Source organism: Nocardioides agariphilus (assembly GCF_015352445.1).
GTDB lineage: Bacteria > Actinomycetota > Actinomycetes > Propionibacteriales > Nocardioidaceae > Nocardioides > Nocardioides agariphilus.
Map to the genome: position 1 here is coordinate 13974 of NZ_JADKPO010000040.1, position 20379 is coordinate 34352.

Genomic DNA, 20379 nt, shown 5'->3' on the forward strand with positions numbered 1-20379 from the left:
TACCCGACCGGACTAGGAACCCAGTCGCAGCAGCACGGCGTAGGACTCGGGGCGGGCGCCCACCGCCTTGGCCAGGCGTGAGAGCACCTCCAGCACCAGCTCGGCGGTGAAGGTGCGACCGGGGACGGCGAGGGTCAGCGAGCCGTCGTAGGAGACGAGGTGGACCTGCCCGTGCCTCCAGGCCTGGTGGGACTCGTGGCGCAACTGCTCATCGGCCACGGGTGTCGGGTAGGCCTCGTCGACTGCGAGCAGGGCGCAGGGGACTTTCGCGTCACCGGCGCCCGTGAGGAACCCGGGTACGAGATGGCGGTCGTGGATGCCGCACTCGGGAGTCCACGTCACCTCCCCCTCGCCCAGCCACTCGGGCAGGTCGAAGGCGTCGACGGGAGTGGTCATCAGATGGGTGAGACCTCGTCGTCGCTCCACTGGTTGGTGCTGTTGGCCCCCCGACCTCTCGCCCTGTCGACCAGGCGCGCCACGATCTCGGCGATGATGAACAGGATCTGGAGCGGGATGGCGAGCATCAGCATCGAGAACGGGTCGGTCGACGGCGTTGCCACCGCGGCGAAGACGAACACGCCGATCACGATCCACGGGCGGTAGCGCCCCAGTGCCTTGCCGGACACGACGCCGGCGAGGTTGAGCAGGATCACGAAGAACGGGATCTCCATCGCGACGCCGAAGATCAGCAGCATCCGGGTCACGAAGGAGAAGTACGTCGAGAAGTCGACCAGGCTGTCGACGTCGGTCGGCACGAAGTTGATGAGCACCGAGATGCCCTTGGGGAGCACGTAGTAACCGAGCGCGACGCCCCCGAAGAACAACGGCCCGGCGATGGCCGCGACGATGCGGGACCACTTGCGCTCGTTGGCGTGCAGGCCGGGCACGATGAAGGCCCAGATCTGGTAGAGCCAGTAGGGGGCCGACGCCACGAGAGCAGCCACGCCACATGTCTTGAGCTGCAGGAGCAGACCGCCACCCACGTCTTGGACGACGAGCTTGGAGTTGACCTTCTCCTGCAAGGTCGCCACCGCATCGCGATACGGCGTGGAGATGAACTCGATGAGCTGGTCGTAGAAGAACAGCGCGACGATGAACGCGATGACCAGCACCAGCACGGAGCGGATCAGGCGCGCGCGGAACTCCCGCAGGTGGTCGGTGAGTGCCATCCGGCCGCCGGGACCGACGGCCTGCTTCGGCTTCCCGCGCAGGAGGTCGAAGACCCACCCGACGGTGGACAACTCGGTCTACTCGGCGTTCGTCAGGCGGGGTCGTCGCCAGCAGCGCGGCGCTCGGCGGCGCGGCGCTCGCTCTCGGCGTCGAGCGAGGGCGGGTTGGCCTGCAGCTCGCGCTGCTCGGGCGACCGCTGGGTGTCCTTGGCCTTGGTGGGGTCGACCTGGAAGTCGTCGTCGTCGTCCATCAGGCCCTTGGTCTCGGCCTTGAAGATCCGCAGCGCCCGGCCGCTTCCTCGGGCCAGCTCGGGCAGCTTGGAGGCTCCGAAGAGCAGGATCACGATGGCCAGGATGATGATGATCTCGGGCGTGCCGAGTCCGGCGATCTGGGGCTGCAGCGCGGGCAGGCTCATGGGGATCCTCACGTTGGTGTTGTTCGGCGGCGAGTCTACGCCGGATTGGTCACGCGTCTGACGCGTACTGCCTGAGAGTTCGCTGTGCCGTGTCCCGGAACTCCTGGTCCAGCTCGGGCGGCGAGACCACCTTGGCATGCGGGGCGAGCCTCATCAGCAGCCGCAGGAGCCATCTGTGGTCGGCCACCAGCATGTCGACCTGGACCGGCCCGGAGCCTCTGGCCCGGCTGCTGGCCCGGCCCCGTCCTCGGACTGGGCGTACGGCCTCGACCTGGTAGTACTCGATCACCCACCTGGCCGGCGGCTGCAGCTCCAGGGTCACCAAGGTGGTCTCCTGCGACCGCTGGAACAGCCCGTCGGACAGGTCTCTGGGGGGTTCTGGCGCGGTCTCGACAGCGGAGTCGAGCACAGCGGCCTCGTGGATCCGGTCGAGCCGGAACAGGCGCGGGGCCTCGGCGCTGTGGCACCAGGCGTCGAGGTAGGCGACCCCGTTGGCGGTGATCACCCCGCGCGGGTCCACCACCCGCTCCGACTCCTCGTCCCGCGCAGGCACGTAGTACGTCAGGCGGACCTGTCGCTGCCTGGCCACGGCGTCCTCGAGGGACGCGCGCAGGCGCACCGCCGCGCTGTCGTCGTCTGCTCCCGGCTCGACCAGGGCGGTTCCACCGGGGGTCGAGGCCGCGGCTGCTTCCAGCTTGGCCAGGGCGCGGTCGACGACCTCGCGCGTGTCGTCGGGCGCGGTGCCACGCATGGCGCGCAGCGCCACGATGATGGCGCTCGCCTCGGTAGGCGTCAGTCGCAACGGCCGGGCCAGGTAGTCGGCGTTGGAGACCCGGATGACGCCCTCGAGTCGCAGCCCACCCTCCTCGGGGTCCTCGAGGGCGTCGAGGTCCACGTCGATCAGGTCGTCGGGATAGCCGCCTGGAAGGCCGCACATGAACAGCACGCCCAGGTCCTTGACCACCTGCTCGGGAGTGCTGCCAACGGCTTCGGCGGTCTGGTCGAGACGGACCTCGGGGTGGGAGTGCAGGTAGGGCACCAAGGTGAGCAGTCTGGCCACCTGGTCCTTGGCACCCGACGGCGCGGGTCGCCCTGCCCGGGCCATCAGGCCGCTCCCACCGTGGCGCGGAGTCGAGCGAGGAGCTCCTCGCGCAGCCCCTCGGGAGCCTCCACGACGACGTCGGGTCCGAGGGCGAGGAGGTCGTCGGCCAGCCGGTCGGCCCGCACGACGACCCGATCCCAGGGGCTGTCGCTGTCGGGCCCCGGCACGTCGTTGGCCACGCTGGAGGCTGCGCGACGCAAGGTCGCGCCCGCACCCTTGCGCAGGAGCAGGGTCGCCTCGACGACGACCTGTGTCGGCGCGAGTCTCCGGGTGGTCTCGCGCAGGTCGACACCGTCGGGGATCTCGTAGGCACCTGGCGCACCCACGCGCGTGGCCTCGCCGACGACGCGGGAGAGGCGGAAGACGCGCTCCTCGTTGCGGTCGGTGTCGAGGCCGAGGACGTACCAGCGGCCCGCATGCCGCACGACGCCCCACGGCTGCAGGTGGCGCCTCGAGGGCTTCTCGAAGCCAGGCCGCTGGTAGTCGAACTCGACCTCCTGCCGGGCCTGGGTGGCATCCCAGAAGACGTCGAAGGCCGGCTCGTCGGCTGAGAGCCGCGGCTCGACGAGGTCCAGGGCGGAGACGTCGACCTCCACGCCGGCCGCGGTCAGCTTGCGGACGGCGTCGGTGGTCGCGTCGGCCAGTCGCGCGTGCTCCCAGACCCGCGTGGCCAAGCCGACGACGGCGGCCTCGTCGGCGGTCAGCCGGACGTCGGGAAGCGCGAACTGGTCAGGCGAGATGCGGTAGCCAGGCTCGTCGTCGAACAGCGGGTCGATGCTGCCGACCTCGATCGGCACGCCCAGCGAGCGCAGCTCCTCCTTGTCACGCTCGAACATCTTCTCGAAGGCATCGGGCCGCGAGTCGGGGTAGAGGATGGCGCGGATGCGCTCCTTGGAGACGTAGTGGCGCTGGACGAGCAGCATGATCAGCAGGTTGAGCAACCTCTCGCTCTTCCTGCTGGCTCCCCCTGCCGGAGCCGGTGCGCCCGTGTCGTCGTCCATCGCCCCCAAGCCTGCTGGAACGCTCAGCCCGCGGCCAGGATGTCGACCACGAAGCAGAGCGTGTCGGTCCCCTTGATGCCGGCGTCCTTGTTGCCCTTCTTGCCGTAGCCGAGGTCGGGCGGGATCGAGAGCACCAGACGACTCCCCACTGCCTTGCCCACCAGCGCCTGGTCCCAGCCCTTGATCACGTTGCCGGTGCCGATCTGGAAGGACGCGGGTTCGGTCGAGAAGCTGGCGTCGAAGGGGCCCTTGTCGTTGCCGTAGACCTGGCCCAGGTAGTCGACCACGATCGTCTGGCCCTTCTCGACCTTGGCGCCCTGCCCGGCGACCAGCGTGCCGACGCGGAGGTAGGACGCGGGCTCGGGCGTGCCCGTGAAGTCGAGCTTCTCCGGCACGTCGTCCTTGTCGACGATCTTGGGAGCCCAGGCAGGTGAGTCCTTGGCCGTGCCCGCCGGGGCGTCGAGCACCCCGCTGGACAGGTCCACGACCATCACCACGGTGTCCTTGTTGGCGATGCCGAGCTGCGGGTTGCCACCCTCGCCGAACGCGTCGTCTGCTGGAGCGGCCACGAGCACCCGCGAGCCGATGGTGTGGCCGTCGATCGCTGCCAGGAACATCTTGCTCAGCTGGCTCTTGTCGTCGGTGAGCAGCTCGGGCTTCTTGTCCTTGTAGGTGTTGAACGCTTCCTTCTGCGTGAAGCCGTTGCCGATCCAGATGTGGGCCAGGACCTGGTCGCCGTCACCCAGCTCTGCGCCGTCGCCCTCGATCAGGGTGTCGCTCTCGATCTTCGACACCGAGACCTGCCCGTCCCACGTCACCTTGGGCTCGCTGCCCACGTCGCCCTCGACCTTGAGCGAGTCGATGCCGGCGCCGCTCTGGGCGTTGCCGCCGTCGTCGCCGCCGCAGGCGGCCAGGGCGGTCAGCAGGAGCGGGGTGACCAGGGCGAGCGCCAGACGGCGCCCGCTCGTCGATGAGCGTGCAAACACAAGGAGTTCCTCGGCAGGTCGGGGCACAAGTGCCCGGTCACCCTATCCAGCAACCCATGAGAATCGCTCAACCACGAGGTGTGCTGACCTCACATGCCGTCGATGAGGCGCTGCACTCGCTCGTCGTAGGCGCGGAACGGGTCCTTGCACAACACGGTGCGCTGAGCCTGGTCGTTGAGCTTGAGGTGCACCCAGTCCACGGTGAAGTCGCGCCGCCGCTCCTGGGCCTTGCGGATGAACTCACCACGCAGCCGTGCGCGGGTGGTCTGCGGCGGCACCGACTTGGCCTGGAAGATCCGCAGGTCGGAGGTGACCCGTGCGACGGCGCCCCGCTTCTCGAGCAGGTAGTAGAGGCCGCGGCCGCGATGGATGTCGTGGTAGGCCAAGTCGAGCTGGGCGATCCGCGGGTGGCCGAGCGGCAGACCGTGCTTGGCGCGGTAGCGCTCGATGAGCTTCCACTTGATCACCCAGTCGATCTCACGGTCCACCAGACCGAGGTCGTCTGACTCGACCGCCTTGAGACCGCGCTCCCACAGGTCGAGGGCCTGCTCGATCAGCGGGGTCGAGATCTCGCGCCGGTCGACGAACTGGCGAGCCTTGCCGAGGTACTCGTGCTGGATGTCGAGTGCGCTGGCCTCACGGCCGTTGGCGAGCCGGACCGTGCGCCGACCGGTGGTGTCGTGGGAGATCTCGCGGATCGCTCGGATCGGGTTCTCGAGGGTCAGGTCGCGCATCACCACGCCCTCCTCGATCATCCGCAGCACCAGGTCGCACGAGGCCACCTTGAGCATGGTGGTCGTCTCACTCATGTTGGAGTCGCCGACGATGACGTGCAGGCGGCGGTACTTCTCGGCGTCGGCGTGGGGCTCGTCGCGGGTGTTGATGATGGGTCGGCTGCGCGTGGTGGCGCTCGACACGCCCTCCCAGATGTGCTCGGCACGCTGCGAGACGGCGTACGACGCACCCCGCGGCGTCTGGGTGACCTTGCCCGCCCCGACGATGATCTGTCGCGTGACCAGGAACGGGATCAGCACGTCGGCGAGCCGGCTGAACTCTCCGGAGCGACTCACCAGGTAGTTCTCGTGGCAGCCATAGGAGTTGCCCGCCGAGTCGGTGTTGTTCTTGAACAGGTAGATCTCGCCGGCGATGCCCTCGTCGTGGAGCCGCTGCTCGGCGTCGAGGAGCAGCCCCTCGAGGACCCGCTCCCCCGCCTTGTCGTGGGTGACCAGCTCGGCGATGTCGTCGCACTCGGGGGTGGCGTACTCGGGGTGGCTGCCGACGTCGAGATAGAGACGCGCGCCGTTGCGGAGGAACACGTTGCTGCTGCGACCCCAGCTGACGACCTTGCGGAACAGGTAGCGGGCGACCTCGTCGGGGCTGAGTCGACGCTGGCCCTTGAACGTGCACGTGACGCCGTACTCGTTCTCGATGCCGAAGATCCGTCGGTCCACCCCACCAGACTACGGGTCTGGTCCCCCATTACTGGTCCATGCCGGTCCGACGGTGTTGGGCGATCGAGGGGTGAGCGCCGGGATCGGCGCGCAAGATGCTGTGATGAGCGTCGCCAGCCCGCTGAGCGTGGAGCCGCCGTGGGTGGTCCACGAGCTCTCCTCGCAATGGTTCCTGCCCGCGACGCAGGTGGCCGAGCGGCTCGGCGACCTGCACCGCGTCGTCGATGGCTGGGTGACGGCCGGGACCTTCGTGCTGGCACCGCCGCTGTACCTCGGTCCGCCCGACCATCCGGTCTTCCTCGCACTGGCCGAGCACGTGCGCGCCCGGCATCCCGACGACCGGCTGGTCCATGACGACTCGTTCGACTACTGGGACGACGTCGGCAACCCTGGCAAGGTCCAGGCCCTGGTCGGGCTGCCAGCCGACACACTGACGTCGTTCCCCGTTCGCGGCCGTGGTGACCTGCTGGTCGAGATGCAGCGTGCGTGGGGCTTCGGCTCGTCGGAGCGCGAGCACGAGCTGGCGCGCATCCAGCTGTGGCTGGGCACCTACGGGGCAGACGTGTCGGGCGTACGGCGGCCCTACGAGGTCGCTCCACTGGGCTCCGTGGGCGCGGTGGAGAAGTGGCTGCTGTCGGCTCCAGCCCGGCTGGAGCCGTTCGGCTACGCCGTGTCGTTCGACCCCGCGTCCGGCGGGCGCTGGGTGGGGCCCCACGTGCGGCTCGACGAGCGCGCGATCGTCGACCTGGTCGGGCGAGTCGTGCGACCGCTCGGGGGCACCGAGGCCGGCGACCTCGTCGTCATCGACCTGGCGGCGACCGCCGTGGGCCAGCCCGCCCTGGACCGCCTGATGCGAGACGTCTATTCCTTGCGGCGACGTACGGCCAGCTACGTGCACGGCCTGCTCGTGGCCGACGGGGTGAGCGTCTCGGTGCGCCGCGCCCTGTGGGAGCAGGGCTTCGACTACGTCTCGCTGAGCGAGCTGGGCTTTCGCGACTACCTGGCCATGCACCCCGACCCGTCACGGTCCCTCGACGACGCCGACGGCGCTCTGCCCCACCCCACCTCGCTCGCCATCGACCTGCCGGCCTGAAGGGTGGATGGAGTTACCCGGATGTCCGGGTACTCCTGCAGGGCCTGGCCGGTCAGCCAGGAGGCGCGACAGGCGGCTCGTCGCCGGCCATCGGCGGCTGCGACGGGGGACTCTCGGGACCGGCCGGGGGCACGGACCGCTCCATGTCGCGCTCGGGGTTGGGTTCGGCCGGACCGCGCTCGCCGAGCAGCTGACGCAACCGGGCGGGCACGATCCGCACGAACTTGCGGGGCTGGGTGCGGGTGCGGTCGAGGATGGCGACCTCGAGGTCGTCGTCGGGGATCACCCGGTCGCCGTCCTCGGTGTGGCCGAGCGCGCTCACCGCCAGCCGGACCGCGTCGGCGAGCTGGGCCCCGTCGGAGTAGCGCTCCTCGAGGTAGCCGGCCACCACATCGGCGGCACCGCCCATCACGCCGTAGCGCTGGACGTCGGCGACCTGGCCGTCGTAGGTCAGCCGGTAGATCTGGTCGTCGGCTGCCGACTCGCCGATCTCGGCGACGAACAGCTCGACCTCATAGGGCTTCTCGCCGCCGCTGGAGAAGATCGTGCCGAGTGTCTGGGCATAGGCGTTGGCCAGACCCCTGCCGGTGACGTCGCGGCGGTCGTAGGAGTAGCCACGCATGTCAGCGAGCCGGACCCCGGCGATCCGGAGGTTCTCGAACTCGTTGTAGCGACCGACCGCGGCAAAGGCGATCCGGTCGTAGATCTCCGAGACCTTGTGGAGGGCCTGCGACGGGTTCTCGGAGACGAACAGCACGCCATCGGCGTACTGGACCACCACCACCGACCGACCGCGGGCGATGCCCTTGCGGGCGTAGTCGGCCCGGTCCTTCATCAGCTGCTCGGGCGAGACGTAGAAGGGCATGCTCATGAGAGACCTGCCTGGGGTCCGTCGGGACGCTGCATCCGGCCCGCGATCATCCGGTCGGCGACCTCGGCCACCTCGTCGTCGGACAGGCGGCGGCCTCCGTCGCCCGTGATCACGTGGACGACCGGGAAGATCCGACGCGTGAGGTCGGGCCCACCGGTGGCCGAGTCGTCGTCAGCGGCGTCGTACAGCGCTTGTACGACGGCCAGCACGGCCTCCCCGTCGGAGAGGTCGGGGCGGTAGAGCTTCTTCAGCGCACCGCGCGCGAAGAGGGATCCCGAGCCGACCGAGTGGAACGCCGTCTCTTCGTACCTTCCGCCCGTCACGTCGTAGGAGAAGATCCGTCCGACGTGGGTCGCGTGGTCGAAGCCGGCGAACAGCGGGACGACGGCGAGGCCCTGCATCGCCATCGCGAGGTTGGAGCGGATCAGCGCGGCCAGGCGGTTGGCCTTGCCCGCCATCGACAAGGTGATGCCCTCGATCTTCTCGTAGTGCTCGAGCTCGGTCTGGAACAGCCGCACCATCTCCACGGCGATGCCGGCCGAGCCGGCGATCCCGACGGCCGAGAACTCGTCGGCCGGGAAGACCTTCTCGATGTCGCGCTGGGCGATCACGTTGCCCATGGTGGCCCGGCGGTCGCCGGCCATGACCACGCCGCCCGGGAAGGTCGCCGCCACGATGGTGGTGCCGTGGGGTGCGAGGTCGGCCGCCTGGCCCGGAGGCAGCGAACGTCGCGACGGCAGCAGCTCGGGGGCCTGTCCGGCCAGGAAGTCGGTGAAGGAGGACGTGCCGGGCACCATGAAGGAGGCCGGGATGCGCGCTCCCCCGAAGAGGTCGGAGGTCACTGGCCGCCCTTCTGGATGAACGACTTCACGAAGTCCTCGGCGTTGGACTCCAGCACCTCGTCGATCTCGTCGAGGATGGCGTCGACGTCGTCGTCGAGCGCCTCCTTGCGTTCGGCGACGTCGGTCTCGGGGGCCACCTCGTCCTGGGTGACCTCCTCACTGCTCTTCTTTGGCTGCTTCTGCTCCTGGGCCATGTGGCGACCCTATCCCCGCCCACACGCCGAGTCGGCGCAGTTCGCCCTCCGTACTCGTCGAGTCGTCGCAGTTGGGCGCCTGCAGGGCGAACCGCGTCGACTCGGCGTCAGGAGTGGGTGAGCTCGGCGAACAGCTCGGCGGCGGTCTCGCAGCGGTCGATGAGCTCGCCCACGTGCGCCTTCGAGCCGCGCAGCGGGTCGATGGTCGGCACTCGCTGGAGGGACTCGCGGCCCGGAAGGTCGAAGATGACCGAGTCCCACGAGGCGGCCGCGACGGCGTCGGCGTACTTCTCCAGGCACCTGCCGCGGAAGTAGGCGCGGGTGTCGTGGGGAGGCTCGTGCATCGCCCGCTCGACCTCGGCATCGTCGAGCAACCGCTCGATGCGGCCCATGCCGACCAGGCGGTGGTAGAGGCCCTTCTCGGGGCGGATGTCGGAGTACTGGTAGTCGATGAGCTGCAGCTTGGCGTTGGTCCAGTCGAGCCCGTCACGTTGGCGGTACTGCTCCAGCAGCGACAGCTTGGCCACCCAGTCGAGCTCCCTGGCGCACAGCATCGGGTCGCGCTCGAGCCGGCCCAGCACCGACTCCCAGCGAGCCAGCACGTCCTTGGTCTGGGGGTCTGCGTCGTCGCCGTAGCGGTCCTCGACGTACTTTCGGGCGAGGTCGAGGAACTCCAGCTGCAGCTGGACCGCGGTCAGACGACGGCCGTCGTCCATCGTCACCTGGTGCCTGAGCGTCGGGTCGTGCGACACGGCGCGCAAGGAGGCCACGGGCGAGTCGACCCCGAGGTCGCGGGTGATGAACCGATCCTCGATCATCGCCAGCACCAGCGCGGTCGTGCCGACCTTGAGGTAGGTGGAGACCTCGGCCAGGTTGGCATCGCCGATGATCACGTGGAGCCGGCGGTACTTCTCGGGGTCGGCGTGGGGCTCGTCTCGGGTGTTGATGATCGGCCGCTTCAACGTGGTCTCGAGACCCACCTCGACCTCGAAGAAGTCGGCGCGCTGGGTGATCTGGTAGCCCTGCTCGCGCCCGTCTTGGCCGATGCCGACCCGGCCGGCCCCGCACACCACCTGGCGGGAGACGAAGAACGGCGTCAGGTGGCGGACGATGTCGCCGAACGGGGTCGAGCGACGCATCAGGTAGTTCTCGTGGGCGCCGTAGCTCGCGCCCTTGTTGTCGGTGTTGTTCTTGTAGAGGTGGATGGGCTGGCTGCCGGGCACCAGGGCGGCCATCCGCGATGCGTCGAGCATCACCTGCTCCCCCGCCTTGTCCCACAGCACGATGTCGCGCGGACTGGTCACCTCGGGCGTGGAGTACTCCGGGTGGGCGTGGTCGACGTAGAGGCGCGCGCCGTTGGTGAGGATGACATTGGCCAGACCCATGTCCTCGTCGGTGAGCTGGGTGGGGTCGGCGACCTGCCGGGACATGTCGAAGCCACGCGCATCACGCAGCGGCGACTCCTCCTCGAAGTCCCACCTGGCCCGACGGGCCCTGGCCGTTGCGCTGGCATAGGCGTTGACCACCTGGGAGGAGGCCACCATGTGGTTGGCCATGGGCTGGCCCTGGACGGTCACGCCGTATTCGACCTCGGTGCCCATCACCCGCCGTACGCTCACCCGTAGAGCCTACGACGCCGCGCCCACCGCGCTGACCAGCGACGGCACAGCTCGACGCCGACAACGCACGTGATATCGACGCGTTCGTGGCCGCCTACGCACCAGACGTCGCGATCGCCGACTCCGCCGGGCGAGCGATCATGTCGGGTCGAGGCGTCGCCCGGGTGGTCTAGGCGGGTGACCGGCGCTCGGCTGGACCCACGCAGGAACTCGGGCCGACGCGCTGGCGAATGGAAAATCTTGTGCAAGTGGACCGGACCGGTTGACCAGATGTGCTGTGGTAGACGCATGGGCTGGTGGACCGACGAGGTACTTCCCCACATCACCGACTACACGCTGCGCGGTCGAGAGATGGGCGAGCTGCGTGCCCAGGCGTGCGAGGCGCTGCACGGCCGGGTGCTGGAGGTCGGGTTCGGCAGCGGCCTCAACGTGCCGTTCTACCCCGCCGAGGTGACGCAGGTCGACGCCGTCGAGCCCTCCGAGCTGGCGTGGAAGATGTCCGAGAAGCGCCGCCTCGAGACCCACGTGCCGATCGGTCGCGTCGGCCGCGATGCCCAGCAGCTCAACATCGCCGGGGACAGGTACGACGCCGCGCTGGTCACCTTCTCCCTGTGCACGATCCCTGACCCGGCGGCCGCCATGCGCGAGATCGCGCGCGTGCTCAAGAGCGGCGCCAGCTTGCACTTCCTCGAGCACGGCGTCTCCAGCGACCCCAAGGTCGAGGCCTGGCAGCGGCGACTCGAGCCTCTGCAGAGACGCCTGGCCGGGGGCTGCCACCTGACCCGTGACCCGGTGCAGCTGGCCGAGGACGCCGGCCTGCTGGTCAAGATGGTTGAGCGGGGAGACCTTCCGGGTGGCCCGAAGCCGTTCACGGCGGGCTTCTTCGGCGAGGCCGTCCGGGTGTGAGCACCGGCACGCAACGCGCGGCAGACGCCGCGGATGGGCTGGGCCTGGTCTACGAGCTCACCAGACACGGACCCGTCTCGTCGCTGGCGGAGGCCGCGGCTGCTCGGGGTCTGGAGCCCCGGCAGATCGTGAAGACGATGGTGGTGCGCGTCTCCGAGGGCGACTACAGGTTCGTGCTCGTGCCGGGAGACCGGGAGATCGCCTGGCCCAAGCTACGTGCGCTGCTGGGCGTCAACCGGCTCTCGATGCCGCCCGCCGAGGAGGCGCAGGAGGTCACGGGTTACGTGCGCGGCACGATCACGCCGTTGGGCAGCCTGCGCTCACTGCCTGTCGTCGCTGACGCATCCATCGACGGGAAGGTCTCGATCGGGGGCGGGGACCACGGCGTCGCCTTCACCGTCGAGGCGGCCGACCTGCTCGGAGTACTGGCCGCGGAGGTCGCCGACGTCACCGACCCGGCCTGAGATCCGGCCTGAGATCCGGCCTGAGATGCGGCCTGAGACCCGGCGTCAGTCGCGGCGTCGGTTGACCACCCACGCATGCGCGAGGTTCACCACACCGATGCCTGCCCAAGCGCTGATCAGACCGGGCAGGCCGCTGATGCTCGCGGAGATGGCGGTGATGGGGATGCCACCGCCCAGCGAGACGATGCCGAGCGCGAGCTGGCGTTGTCGGTCGCCACGCGCGTCCTCGCGCTGCGCCTGCCAACGGTCGTCGCCGTGGAACGAGCGGCGCTGGATCTCCTTCTCCACCCGCTCGGCGAAGGAGTCGACCAGAGCCTTGTCGTAGTCCGGCCCCAGTTCCTGGCGCGTGGCCAGCAGGGCCTCGTAGTCGCGTCGTTCGAGTTCGTCCTCGGCCACGCAGCAAGTCTCCCGTGACGGTCAGAGGTATTGGCCGGTGTTGGCGACCGTGTCGATCGAACGGCCCGGCTCGGTGCCCTGCTTGCCGGTGATCAGGGTGCGGATGAACACGATCCGCTCGCCCTTCTTGCCGGAGATGCGAGCCCAGTCGTCGGGGTTGGTGGTGTTGGGGAGGTCTTCGTTCTCCTTGAACTCATCGACGCACGCCTGGAGCATGTGGGAGACCCGGATGCCGTACTGGTCGTGCTCGAGCCGGTCCTTGATCGCCATCTTCTTGGCGCGGTCGACGATGTTCTGGATCATCGCCCCGGAGTTGAAGTCCTTGAAGTAGAGGACCTCCTTGTCGCCGTTGGCGTAGGTCACCTCCAGGAAGCGGTTCTCCTCGGACTCGGTGTACATCCGTTCGACGGTGGCCTGGATCATGCCGGCCACGCACGCGTCGCGGTCGCCGCCGAACTCCTTGAGGTCGTCCTCGTGCAGCGGCAGATCGGCGACGAGGTACTTGCTGAAGATGTCGCGAGCCGACTCGGCGTCGGGCCTCTCGATCTTGATCTTCACGTCGAGGCGGCCGGGCCGCAGGATGGCGGGGTCGATCATGTCCTCGCGGTTGGAGGCGCCGATGACCAGGACGTTCTCCAGTGTCTCGACACCGTCGATCTCGCTGAGCAGCTGGGGGACGATCGTGTTCTCCACATCGGAGGAGACGCCCGATCCACGTGTGCGGAACAGCGAGTCCATCTCGTCGAAGAACACGATCACCGGTGTACCCATGCTGGCCTTCTCGCGGGCCCGCTGGAAGACCAGCCGGATGTGGCGCTCGGTCTCCCCGACGTACTTGTTGAGCAGCTCGGGGCCCTTGATGTTGAGGAAGTAGGACTTCCCCTCCTGGCCGGTCTTGGCGGCGACCTTCTTGGCCAGCGAGTTGGCGACCGCCTTGGCGATCAGCGTCTTGCCGCACCCGGGAGGGCCGTAGAGCAGGACGCCCTTGGGCGGCTTGAGCTTGTGCTCCTTGAACAGCTCGGGGTGGAGGTAGGGCAGCTCGACGGCGTCGCGGATCGCGTCGATCTGGCCGACCAGACCGCCGATCTGCGTGTAGTCGATGTCGGGCACCTCCTCGAGGACGAGCTCTTCGACCTCAGACTTCGGCACCTTCTCGTAGACGTAGCCTGCTCGCGTGTCGAGCAGCAGCGAGTCGCCGGCACGAATGGTGTCCTCGAGCAGCGGGGCGGCCAGCCGCACCACGCGCTCCTCGTCTGCGTTGGCGATGATCAGGGCACGCTCGCCGTCGGCGAGCAGCTCCTTGAACATCACGACCTCGCCTACCTGCTCGAACTCCAGCGCGGCAACGACGTTGAGGGCCTCGTTGAGCATGACCTCCTGGCCGCGCACGAGCGACTCGAGGTCCACCGAGGGGCTGACGTTGACCCGTAGCTTGCGGCCGCCGGTGAAGACGTCGATGGAGTCGTCGTCGTTGCGGGCCAAGAAGGTGCCGAAGCCGGCCGGCGGCTGGGCGAGGCGGTCGACCTCCTCCTTGAGCTTCATGATCTGGTCGCGCGCCTCGCGCAGCGTCTGGGCCAGTCGTTCGTTCTGCGCGGTGACCGCCGACAGCGAACGCTGCGTGTCGGCCAGGCGCACCTCGAGGCTGCGGCTGCCGGTCGGGCTCTCGCTCAGGCGACGGCGCAGGTCGTGGACCTCGGCCTCCAGGAAGCGGACCTGGTTGGCGAGCTCTTCGCGGCCTCGGCCCTCCGAGCTGGGTGAGTCGTGTGATGTGGCCATCTGTGCGTCACCTCCTGAATTCGACCCTACCTGCGTCTTTACCCCCCGCGAGGCCTTACAGGTGGGTGTTGGACAGGAATTGATACATCCGTAACACCAGGGCATGGCCCGTTCGGGCTACTCCTCGGGCAGCTCGACAGGAACGCCGGGTGGCCGGGGGCCGGTGTAGTCGGGGCCGTAGGCGCCCGGGGCGGGACGTCGACGCTTCATCGGAGGCCGTTGGCCCGGCGCCATCCGGCGCGCCGTGACCAAGAACGCCGTGTGCCCGATCATCGCGTGACCGGGGCGTACGGCGAGTCCCTCGACGTGCCAGTCGCGCACGAGCGACTCCCAGGCCTGGGGTTCGGTGAAGCCGCCGTGGACGCGGATGCTCTCCACCGTGCGTGAGAGCTGGGTCGTCGTGGCGACGTACGCGCAGAGGATGCCGCCCGGCAGCAGGGCGCTCGCGGCCGCCTCCAGGCACTCCCACGGCGCGAGCATGTCCAGGATCAGCCGGTCGCAGCGCTCGCCGCTCGCCGGCAGCTCCTCGGCCAGGTCACCCAGGCGCAGCTCCCACGCCGGGTGACCATGGTCGTCCTTGGTCCCGAAGAACTGCGTCACGTTGCGGCGCGCGACCTCCGCGAACTCCTCACGCCGCTCGAAGGACAAGACGCGGCCGTGCGGTCCGACGGCCCGCAGCAGCGAGCAGGTCAGGGCCCCCGAGCCCACGCCGGCCTCGACGACGTGTGCCCCCGGGAAGACGTCTGCCATGGCGATGATCTGGGCCGAGTCCTTGGGGTAGACGACAGCAGCCCCGCGCGGCATCGAGACCACGAACTCCGAGAGCAACGGGCGGAACACGAGGTACTCCCCGCCGCCGGACGAGGTGACCGTGAAGCCCTCCTCGCGGCCGATCAGCTCGTCGTGCTCGAGGTGGCCCCGGTTGGAGAAGAACCGCTTGCCGGCCTCCAGGCAGAAGTTGTGGCGACGACCCTTGCTGTCGACGAGGCGCACCCACTCACCCTCACGGAGCGGACCCCGATGGACGCCCGCCCAAGCCTCGGGAGGTACGTCGGGTTGGGACCCCGGATCAGACATGGCGCGACCCTAGCGCCGGGATTGCGTTCAGCGACCTCGGGCCTGTCGGAAGGCGAGCTCGACGTCGGCCGCCGACAGCACGCCGTAGACCGTGCCGTCGTCCTCCAGCAGGAGGTACTCGTGGGCCGGGTGGTCGGACATCGCGCGCACCAGCTGCTCGCCCTCGAGGCCGGCAGGCAGGCTCATGCCCGGCTCGAGGGTGCGGGCGACCGTCGAGACGGCCACCCAAGGGCGGCGTTCCTCCGGGGTCGCCACCAAGGCGGCCTCGCTGACCAGGCCGATCGGACGGCCGGTGCCCGTGACCGTGATCAGGCTGCCCGCCTCTGCCTCGCGGGCCCGACGGACCGCCTCGGCCAGCGGGAGGTCATCGGGCACCGCGAGGGCGCGGCGGGCCAGCCGCCGCGCCACCAGGGACGGCAAGGAGGTCCGGGCTCGGGCCGACTGCAGAGCAGACGTCGCCGCGGTCCACAAGAACATGGCGACCATGGCGGCGAGCAGGATGTCGAAGACGTCGGGCGGACGACCAAGGACGCGCTCCTGCAGCAGCGGCCAGGCCAGCGCGGCCACCGCGGTCATCCGGCCTGCCCACGCGGCCACCGTGGTGCCCTTGAGCATGTCGCCGGTCGCTCCCCAGATCGCTGCCTTGAGGACCCGACCGCCGTCCAGGGGCAGGCCGGGGACCAGGTTGAGGACACCGACGATGAGGTTTGCTCCCGCGAGGCCCTCGACGGCCATCAGGAGCAGACCGTCGGGCGTGACGAACCACAGCCCGAACGCCGCCGCCCCGACCGCGAGCGAGGTGAGCGGACCGACCACGGCGATCATCAGCTCCTGACGCGGGGTGCGGGCCTCTCCCTCGATGGCCGTGGCACCCCCGAGGAAGTGCAGCGTGATGGAGCTGACGTGGTAGCCGTAGTGGCGGGCCATGAACGCGTGCGAGGCCTCGTGCAGCAGCACCGAGAGGTAGAGGATGACGGCGAAGGCGAACCCGGCGACGTACTTCAGCCCACCGAGCCCCGGCGAGACCTCGTCGACTCGTGGAGCGACGACCCAGGCGATCAGAGCTGCGATCAGGAACCACGACGAGGTGACCAGCACATCGCTGCCGGCGATCGTGCCGACTTTGAACGTCCCGGGCGGACGCGATGGAGGGCGCGGCGGGCGCGGTGGTGTCCGGGACGCCTCAGACGGGTGCTCGGACACGCCTCGAGGCTATCCGACCGGGTCGCCGGCCCGAGGTACGGCGGTGGTCGGCACCGCTGTCCGTGGCTGGGCCTAGGGTCACCAGCATGACCGTCGACCAGGAGGCCGCACCAGCCGAGCGTGCCCGCCTGCGCGTCGACGGCGTTGACGTCCTGGGAGCGCTCTCCCCGAGCCGGGCCGGCGACTTCATGACCTGCCCGCTGCTGTTCAGGTTCCGCACGGTCGACCGGCTGCCCGAGGCCAAGTCGGTCGACGCCGCCCGCGGCACGCTGGTCCACAAGGTGCTCGAGGACCTCTTCTCACTACCGGCAGCCGAACGCACTCCCGAGCGGGCGCGGGCGATGTTGGCACCCGCCTGGGAGACGGTCCTCGCCGAGGAGCCAGGCCTGGCCGGACTGTTCGAGGCCGACGAGTCTGGCGCCGCTACCGGCTTCGCCGAGTGGTGGGGCTCGGCCGGCGAGGCGCTCGATCGCTACTTCGAGCTCGAGGACCCGCGTCGGCTCGAGCCCGCGGAGCGCGAGCTCTACGTCGAGACCGTGCTCGACTCCAAGCTGCTGCTGCGCGGATACGTCGACCGTCTCGACGTCGCGCCGGACGGCTCGGTCCGGGTCGTCGACTACAAGGTCGCGTGGAGCCCCAGCCGGGACAACGAGGCCAGGCCGCTGTTCCAGCTGAAGTTCTACGCGCTGGTGATCTGGCGCAACCGCGGGGTGATCCCCAAGGTGTTGCAGCTGGTCTACCTCGGCAACGGCGAGATCCTCCGCTACGAGCCCGACGAGGACGACCTGCTGGCCACCGAGCGCAAGATCGACGCGCTGTGGTCGGCGATCCGCGAGGCCGACGAGCGGCGCGAGTGGCAGCCCAACCCCTCACGCGCGTGTGACTGGTGCTCGTTCAAGGACCTCTGTCCTGCTTGGGGCGGCACTCCCCCGCCTGTCCCGCCTCGGGTCACGTCCCGGGGTGCTCGGCCTACACCCGATGACGTTCGGCCCAGAGTGCTGCGCTGGTTCGGTCGCCTACGCCGATGGTGGCGAAGATCGAGGTGAGGTGTGCCTTGACGGTGCGCTCGGTGATGCCGAGGCGCCGGGCGATCTGCTTGTTGGCCAGCCCGTCGCGCACGAGCAGCAGCACCTCGCGCTCGCGAGGCGTCAGGTCGGGCAGGTCCGCCGATGGTCGCCTGGTCTCGAGCAGCTCGCGCGCCGCCCTCGGGTGCAGCGGCGACTCACCTCGTGCCACCGCACGGATCCCGCCCAGGATGTCGTCGGGCTCCGCATCCTTGAGCAGGTAGCCCACGGCCCCGGCGTCCAGGGCACCGACGATGCGCTCGGCGTCGGCGAACGACGTCAGCACCAGCACGTCGGCCAGCCCCTCGGCCACGATCGCCCTGGTGGCGCTGACGCCATCGACGCCAGGCATCTGCAGGTCCATGAGCACCACATCGGGTCGTGTAGCGCGCACGACCTCGAGCGCCTCGGCCCCGTCGCCGGCGGTCCCCACGACGCGGAGGTCATGGACTCCGGCCAGCAGCTGGCTCAGTCCGGTCCGCACCACGGCATGGTCGTCGACGACCACCACCGTGATCGTGACCTCGTCCGATCCCTCACTCACCTGACCGCCACCTCCAACCTCACCTCGGTGCCGGCGCCGAGTGTCGACTGCACCTCGAGCCTGCCACCCGCGTCCTGGGCCAGGCTCGCAAGCCCGCGTAGCCCGAAGCGTTCAGGGTCGCGGCCACCACTCGTGTCGAACCCCGTGCCGTCGTCCGTCACGCGCAGGACCACACGCTCCTCGTCGCCGTGACCCTCGATGCGGACGTCGACGACGAGCGTGGAAGCGCGCGCATGTCGGATCGCGTTGCGCACGGCCTCCTGGGCGACCCTCCAGACCAGGGCGACGGTCTCGTCCGAGACCTGCCGCAGCTCTCCCACGCGCACGTCGGCCTCGATGCCGGCGCCGGCAGCCGGAGCGGTCAGGTCGCCGAGCGCAGCGGCCAGACCGTCGGCGTGCAGGTCGGGAGGGTGGATCGAGACCAGCAGTGACCGCAGCGATCTCAGGCTGCCGCGCAACGAACGGCCCGCGATGGCGAGGTCCTCGCGCAGGTCCTCTGGCACCCGGGCGTCACGGCCGACAGCCGCGAGCGAGAACGTCGTACCGGCCAGGTCCTGCACCACACCGTCGTGCAGGTCGCGAGCGATGCGGCGGCGCTCAGCCTCCGACGCCGTCATCGACGCGCGCAGCAACCGCTCTCGCTCGCGGGCCGTGCGGGTCAGGCGGCGTGTCAGCACCCAGATGATCGGGGTGGCGATCACGAGCAGGGCGAGCATCCCGCCGACGGTGATCCGCTGGATCGGCGCGAACACCGCGCTACGCCGGGCGGCGAGGTCGTCGGCGGAGAAGTAGACCTCGAACAGCATCTGCTCACCCTCGGGCGAGTGGATCCGCGTGTAGACCTCCACCAGCCCACCCGGCTCCGTCTCGAAGCGGTTCTCCGGCTTGGAGAGGTCCGACACCTCCGCCTCGGTGCCGCCGTTGGCCAAGACGTCGGCCTCCTCCTCGTCGAGCGGATAGCGAGCGCCGATCAGCTGGCTCTTGTCGGAGTAGAGGATGGTGCCGTCGGACCGCCAGATCTTGACCCGACGCACGTCGCCGACCAGGAGCCGCCTGAGCACCTGGCGGTCCAGCTTGTCGATGGCGCCCGCGTCACCGTCGACCAGGCCGCGAGGGATGGCCGGCTGGGCGACCGACCGGGCCAGGACGCGGGTGACGGACCGTGCGTCGTCGCTGGCCGTGGACGCGGCCACCCGGGCGCTGAGGACCGAGGTCGCCACCGAGAGCACGACGAAGACGAGTGCGGCCAGCGTGAGGTACTGCGCCACTGGGTTCCGAAGCAGTCTCACCCGCAGAGCCTAGGGCGGTCCGGCGGTGTCACCAGTCGATCCGACCGCGGCAGACCTCGCCGGTTCGGACGCGCTCTGCCCGGAACACGCACCGGTCCACCCCGGGCAGGTCGACCAGGGCACGGCGTACTTCGAAGTAGCCCGAGCTGGTGATCGCACGGCCGTGAGCCGAGATGCTGCCGTTGTGCTTGATCGTCCAGGTCCAGGCCTGGTTGGACCTGGTGTTGAACACCCGGCTGCGCAGCTCGATGCGCCCGTCGTCGTCGGTCTCGGCGCGGACCCGCCAGTCGGCCGTGCCCGAGCACGAGCCCGTGCGGCGGACCTCGTCGTCGGCGCTGCCGCTCGAGGGCACTATCACGACTACCAGGGCCGTCAACGTCCCGAGTGCCAGACGGCTGCTGAACCGGCGCCCTGAGCTCACCACGAAACGGTCGCGCGGCAGACCTCCCCGGACTTCGGGTTGACCGCACGGAAGACGAAGTGGTCGGTGCCGGCGAAGTTGGCTGGCTTGCGCGCGATGCTGAAGGAGCCGCTCGGTGCCTGGGTGGTCGCGGCGCCCTTGGCGAAGACCACGCCGTTGTGCTTGAAGCGCCAGTTCCAGGTCTGGCCCACCCTGTTGCTGTCGATCTCGGCCTCGACCTCGATCCGGCCGTTGTCGGACTTGGCCTTGATCTTCCAGTCGGTGCTGCCGGCGCAGTTGCCGGTACGGATGACGCGGCCATCGTTGCCGCCCGACGCCTGGGCTGGGCCGGCCAGGCTGGCCAGGCTGGTGAGGGTGATGGCAGGGACGGCCAGCGCGGCCGCCACACGTCGAGTGGTGTTCATGTCGAGTCTCCTGTCAAGAATGTGACCTTCTACGGGGCACCACCAACCCTGACGGCGTACGACGGACGGCCGCTATTGGCGAGAGGTACTA

Annotated in this window: 23 protein-coding genes; 4 read left to right on the plus strand and 19 right to left on the minus strand. The window is 69.5% G+C overall.

Translation table 11 applies throughout. From position 1 onward, the window contains the following. Window positions 1-12: 12 nt before the first annotated feature. The 7 genes from ISU10_RS20430 to pafA form a co-directional block, all read right to left on the minus strand. Window positions 13-396, minus strand: a complete 384-nt coding sequence (locus ISU10_RS20430) for a hypothetical protein (protein ID WP_194698293.1) — start codon at window positions 394-396, stop codon at window positions 13-15. After that, the gene (tatC, locus tag ISU10_RS20435) at window positions 396-1241 is read right to left on the minus strand and encodes a twin-arginine translocase subunit TatC (protein ID WP_228501513.1); all 846 of its coding nucleotides are present in this window, start codon (window positions 1239-1241) and stop codon (window positions 396-398) included. The genes ISU10_RS20430 and tatC overlap by 1 nt, the downstream gene beginning before the upstream one ends. A gap of 20 nt (window positions 1242-1261) precedes the next feature. Then, the gene (gene tatA / locus ISU10_RS20440) at window positions 1262-1597 is read right to left on the minus strand and encodes a twin-arginine translocase TatA/TatE family subunit (RefSeq protein ID WP_370865756.1); all 336 of its coding nucleotides are present in this window, start codon (window positions 1595-1597) and stop codon (window positions 1262-1264) included. 37 nt (window positions 1598-1634) lie between these two features. After that, a complete protein-coding gene (locus ISU10_RS20445) occupies window positions 1635-2690 on the minus strand; it encodes a helix-turn-helix transcriptional regulator (protein WP_194698294.1) in 1056 nt (351 codons plus the stop codon). After that, the gene (locus tag ISU10_RS20450; protein ID WP_194698295.1) at window positions 2690-3688 is read right to left on the minus strand and encodes a helix-turn-helix transcriptional regulator; all 999 of its coding nucleotides are present in this window, start codon (window positions 3686-3688) and stop codon (window positions 2690-2692) included. The genes ISU10_RS20445 and ISU10_RS20450 overlap by 1 nt, the downstream gene beginning before the upstream one ends. Before the next feature lie 23 nt (window positions 3689-3711). Continuing rightward, on the minus strand, window positions 3712-4674 hold the full coding sequence (locus ISU10_RS24255) for an FKBP-type peptidyl-prolyl cis-trans isomerase (RefSeq protein ID WP_194698296.1): 963 nt from the start codon (window positions 4672-4674) through the stop codon (window positions 3712-3714). Window positions 4675-4763: 89 nt separating this feature from the next. Continuing rightward, window positions 4764-6125, minus strand: a complete 1362-nt coding sequence (gene pafA, locus ISU10_RS20460) for a Pup--protein ligase (RefSeq protein WP_194698297.1) — start codon at window positions 6123-6125, stop codon at window positions 4764-4766. Window positions 6126-6228: 103 nt separating this feature from the next. Between pafA and ISU10_RS20465 the strand changes: the two genes are divergently transcribed. Next, entirely contained in the window at window positions 6229-7218 is a 990-nt protein-coding gene (locus tag ISU10_RS20465; RefSeq protein WP_194698298.1) for a PDDEXK family nuclease, read from the plus strand. Window positions 7219-7270: 52 nt separating this feature from the next. Here the strand turns inward: ISU10_RS20465 and prcA are convergent, their stop codons facing one another. From prcA to dop, 4 genes are all read right to left on the minus strand, one after another. After that, the gene (gene prcA, locus ISU10_RS20470; protein WP_194698299.1) at window positions 7271-8089 is read right to left on the minus strand and encodes a proteasome subunit alpha; all 819 of its coding nucleotides are present in this window, start codon (window positions 8087-8089) and stop codon (window positions 7271-7273) included. Further along, window positions 8086-8886 (minus strand): proteasome subunit beta, encoded by an 801-nt coding sequence (gene prcB, locus ISU10_RS20475; RefSeq protein ID WP_194698322.1) that lies wholly within the window; start codon window positions 8884-8886, stop codon window positions 8086-8088. The genes prcA and prcB overlap by 4 nt, the downstream gene beginning before the upstream one ends. A 41-nt stretch (window positions 8887-8927) precedes the next feature. Then, entirely contained in the window at window positions 8928-9125 is a 198-nt protein-coding gene (locus ISU10_RS20480; protein ID WP_194698300.1) for a ubiquitin-like protein Pup, read from the minus strand. A gap of 107 nt (window positions 9126-9232) precedes the next feature. Then, the gene (dop, locus tag ISU10_RS20485; RefSeq protein WP_194698301.1) at window positions 9233-10744 is read right to left on the minus strand and encodes a depupylase/deamidase Dop; all 1512 of its coding nucleotides are present in this window, start codon (window positions 10742-10744) and stop codon (window positions 9233-9235) included. Between the two features lie 288 nt (window positions 10745-11032). Here dop and ISU10_RS20490 point away from each other — a divergent pair, with 288 nt between their 5' ends. Further along, the gene (locus ISU10_RS20490) at window positions 11033-11650 is read left to right on the plus strand and encodes a class I SAM-dependent methyltransferase (protein WP_194698302.1); all 618 of its coding nucleotides are present in this window, start codon (window positions 11033-11035) and stop codon (window positions 11648-11650) included. Then, on the plus strand, window positions 11647-12114 hold the full coding sequence (locus ISU10_RS20495) for an aminoacyl-tRNA deacylase (RefSeq protein WP_194698303.1): 468 nt from the start codon (window positions 11647-11649) through the stop codon (window positions 12112-12114). Before ISU10_RS20490 ends, ISU10_RS20495 begins: the two co-directional genes overlap by 4 nt. Before the next feature lie 45 nt (window positions 12115-12159). Here ISU10_RS20495 and ISU10_RS20500 read toward each other — a convergent pair whose 3' ends face one another. The 4 genes from ISU10_RS20500 to ISU10_RS20515 form a co-directional block, all read right to left on the minus strand. After that, the gene (locus tag ISU10_RS20500) at window positions 12160-12510 is read right to left on the minus strand and encodes a hypothetical protein (protein WP_194698304.1); all 351 of its coding nucleotides are present in this window, start codon (window positions 12508-12510) and stop codon (window positions 12160-12162) included. Window positions 12511-12531: 21 nt separating this feature from the next. Continuing rightward, the gene (arc, locus tag ISU10_RS20505) at window positions 12532-14286 is read right to left on the minus strand and encodes a proteasome ATPase (RefSeq protein ID WP_194698305.1); all 1755 of its coding nucleotides are present in this window, start codon (window positions 14284-14286) and stop codon (window positions 12532-12534) included. 117 nt (window positions 14287-14403) lie between these two features. Further along, a complete protein-coding gene (locus ISU10_RS20510) occupies window positions 14404-15363 on the minus strand; it encodes a tRNA (adenine-N1)-methyltransferase (RefSeq protein ID WP_194698306.1) in 960 nt (319 codons plus the stop codon). A 27-nt stretch (window positions 15364-15390) separates the two neighbouring features. Further along, entirely contained in the window at window positions 15391-16566 is a 1176-nt protein-coding gene (locus ISU10_RS20515; protein WP_370865757.1) for a site-2 protease family protein, read from the minus strand. Window positions 16567-16652: 86 nt separating this feature from the next. Here ISU10_RS20515 and ISU10_RS20520 point away from each other — a divergent pair, with 86 nt between their 5' ends. After that, entirely contained in the window at window positions 16653-17612 is a 960-nt protein-coding gene (locus ISU10_RS20520) for a RecB family exonuclease (RefSeq protein WP_194698307.1), read from the plus strand. Here the strand turns inward: ISU10_RS20520 and ISU10_RS24260 are convergent. The 4 genes from ISU10_RS24260 to ISU10_RS20540 are packed head-to-tail and all read right to left on the minus strand — an operon-like array spanning window position 17536 to window position 20288. Further along, window positions 17536-18174 (minus strand): response regulator, encoded by a 639-nt coding sequence (locus tag ISU10_RS24260; protein WP_194698308.1) that lies wholly within the window; start codon window positions 18172-18174, stop codon window positions 17536-17538. The two genes, ISU10_RS20520 and ISU10_RS24260, sit on opposite strands and share 77 nt — an antisense overlap. Beyond that, on the minus strand, window positions 18171-19463 hold the full coding sequence (locus tag ISU10_RS20530) for a sensor histidine kinase (RefSeq protein ID WP_194698309.1): 1293 nt from the start codon (window positions 19461-19463) through the stop codon (window positions 18171-18173). The genes ISU10_RS24260 and ISU10_RS20530 overlap by 4 nt, the downstream gene beginning before the upstream one ends. A 28-nt stretch (window positions 19464-19491) precedes the next feature. After that, complete coding sequence (locus ISU10_RS20535; protein ID WP_194698310.1) at window positions 19492-19884, minus strand: ricin-type beta-trefoil lectin domain protein; 393 nt, start codon at window positions 19882-19884, stop codon at window positions 19492-19494. Continuing rightward, window positions 19881-20288: a hypothetical protein gene (locus ISU10_RS20540; RefSeq protein ID WP_194698311.1), complete on the minus strand. Its 408-nt coding sequence runs from the start codon at window positions 20286-20288 to the stop codon at window positions 19881-19883. The genes ISU10_RS20535 and ISU10_RS20540 overlap by 4 nt, the downstream gene beginning before the upstream one ends. Between the last annotated feature and the right edge of the window lie 91 nt (window positions 20289-20379).

Bases quoted from the DNA above. Each gene is read 5' to 3' on its own strand.
- ISU10_RS20465 (WP_194698298.1), top strand. From the start codon at position 6,229: ATGAGCGTCGCCAGCCCGCTGAGCGTGGAGCCGCCGTGGGTGGTCCAC.
- ISU10_RS20490 (WP_194698302.1), top strand. From the start codon at position 11,033: ATGGGCTGGTGGACCGACGAGGTACTTCCCCACATCACCGACTACACG.
- ISU10_RS20450 (WP_194698295.1), bottom strand. From the start codon at position 3,688: ATGGACGACGACACGGGCGCACCGGCTCCGGCAGGGGGAGCCAGCAGG.
- prcA (WP_194698299.1), bottom strand. From the start codon at position 8,089: ATGAGCATGCCCTTCTACGTCTCGCCCGAGCAGCTGATGAAGGACCGG.
- ISU10_RS20510 (WP_194698306.1), bottom strand. From the start codon at position 15,363: ATGTCTGATCCGGGGTCCCAACCCGACGTACCTCCCGAGGCTTGGGCG.
- arc (WP_194698305.1), bottom strand. From the start codon at position 14,286: ATGGCCACATCACACGACTCACCCAGCTCGGAGGGCCGAGGCCGCGAA.
- ISU10_RS20480 (WP_194698300.1), bottom strand. From the start codon at position 9,125: ATGGCCCAGGAGCAGAAGCAGCCAAAGAAGAGCAGTGAGGAGGTCACC.
- ISU10_RS20430 (WP_194698293.1), bottom strand. From the start codon at position 396: ATGACCACTCCCGTCGACGCCTTCGACCTGCCCGAGTGGCTGGGCGAG.
- ISU10_RS20520 (WP_194698307.1), top strand. From the start codon at position 16,653: ATGACCGTCGACCAGGAGGCCGCACCAGCCGAGCGTGCCCGCCTGCGC.
- ISU10_RS20445 (WP_194698294.1), bottom strand. From the start codon at position 2,690: ATGGCCCGGGCAGGGCGACCCGCGCCGTCGGGTGCCAAGGACCAGGTG.
- prcB (WP_194698322.1), bottom strand. From the start codon at position 8,886: ATGGTGCCCGGCACGTCCTCCTTCACCGACTTCCTGGCCGGACAGGCC.
- ISU10_RS20540 (WP_194698311.1), bottom strand. From the start codon at position 20,288: ATGAACACCACTCGACGTGTGGCGGCCGCGCTGGCCGTCCCTGCCATC.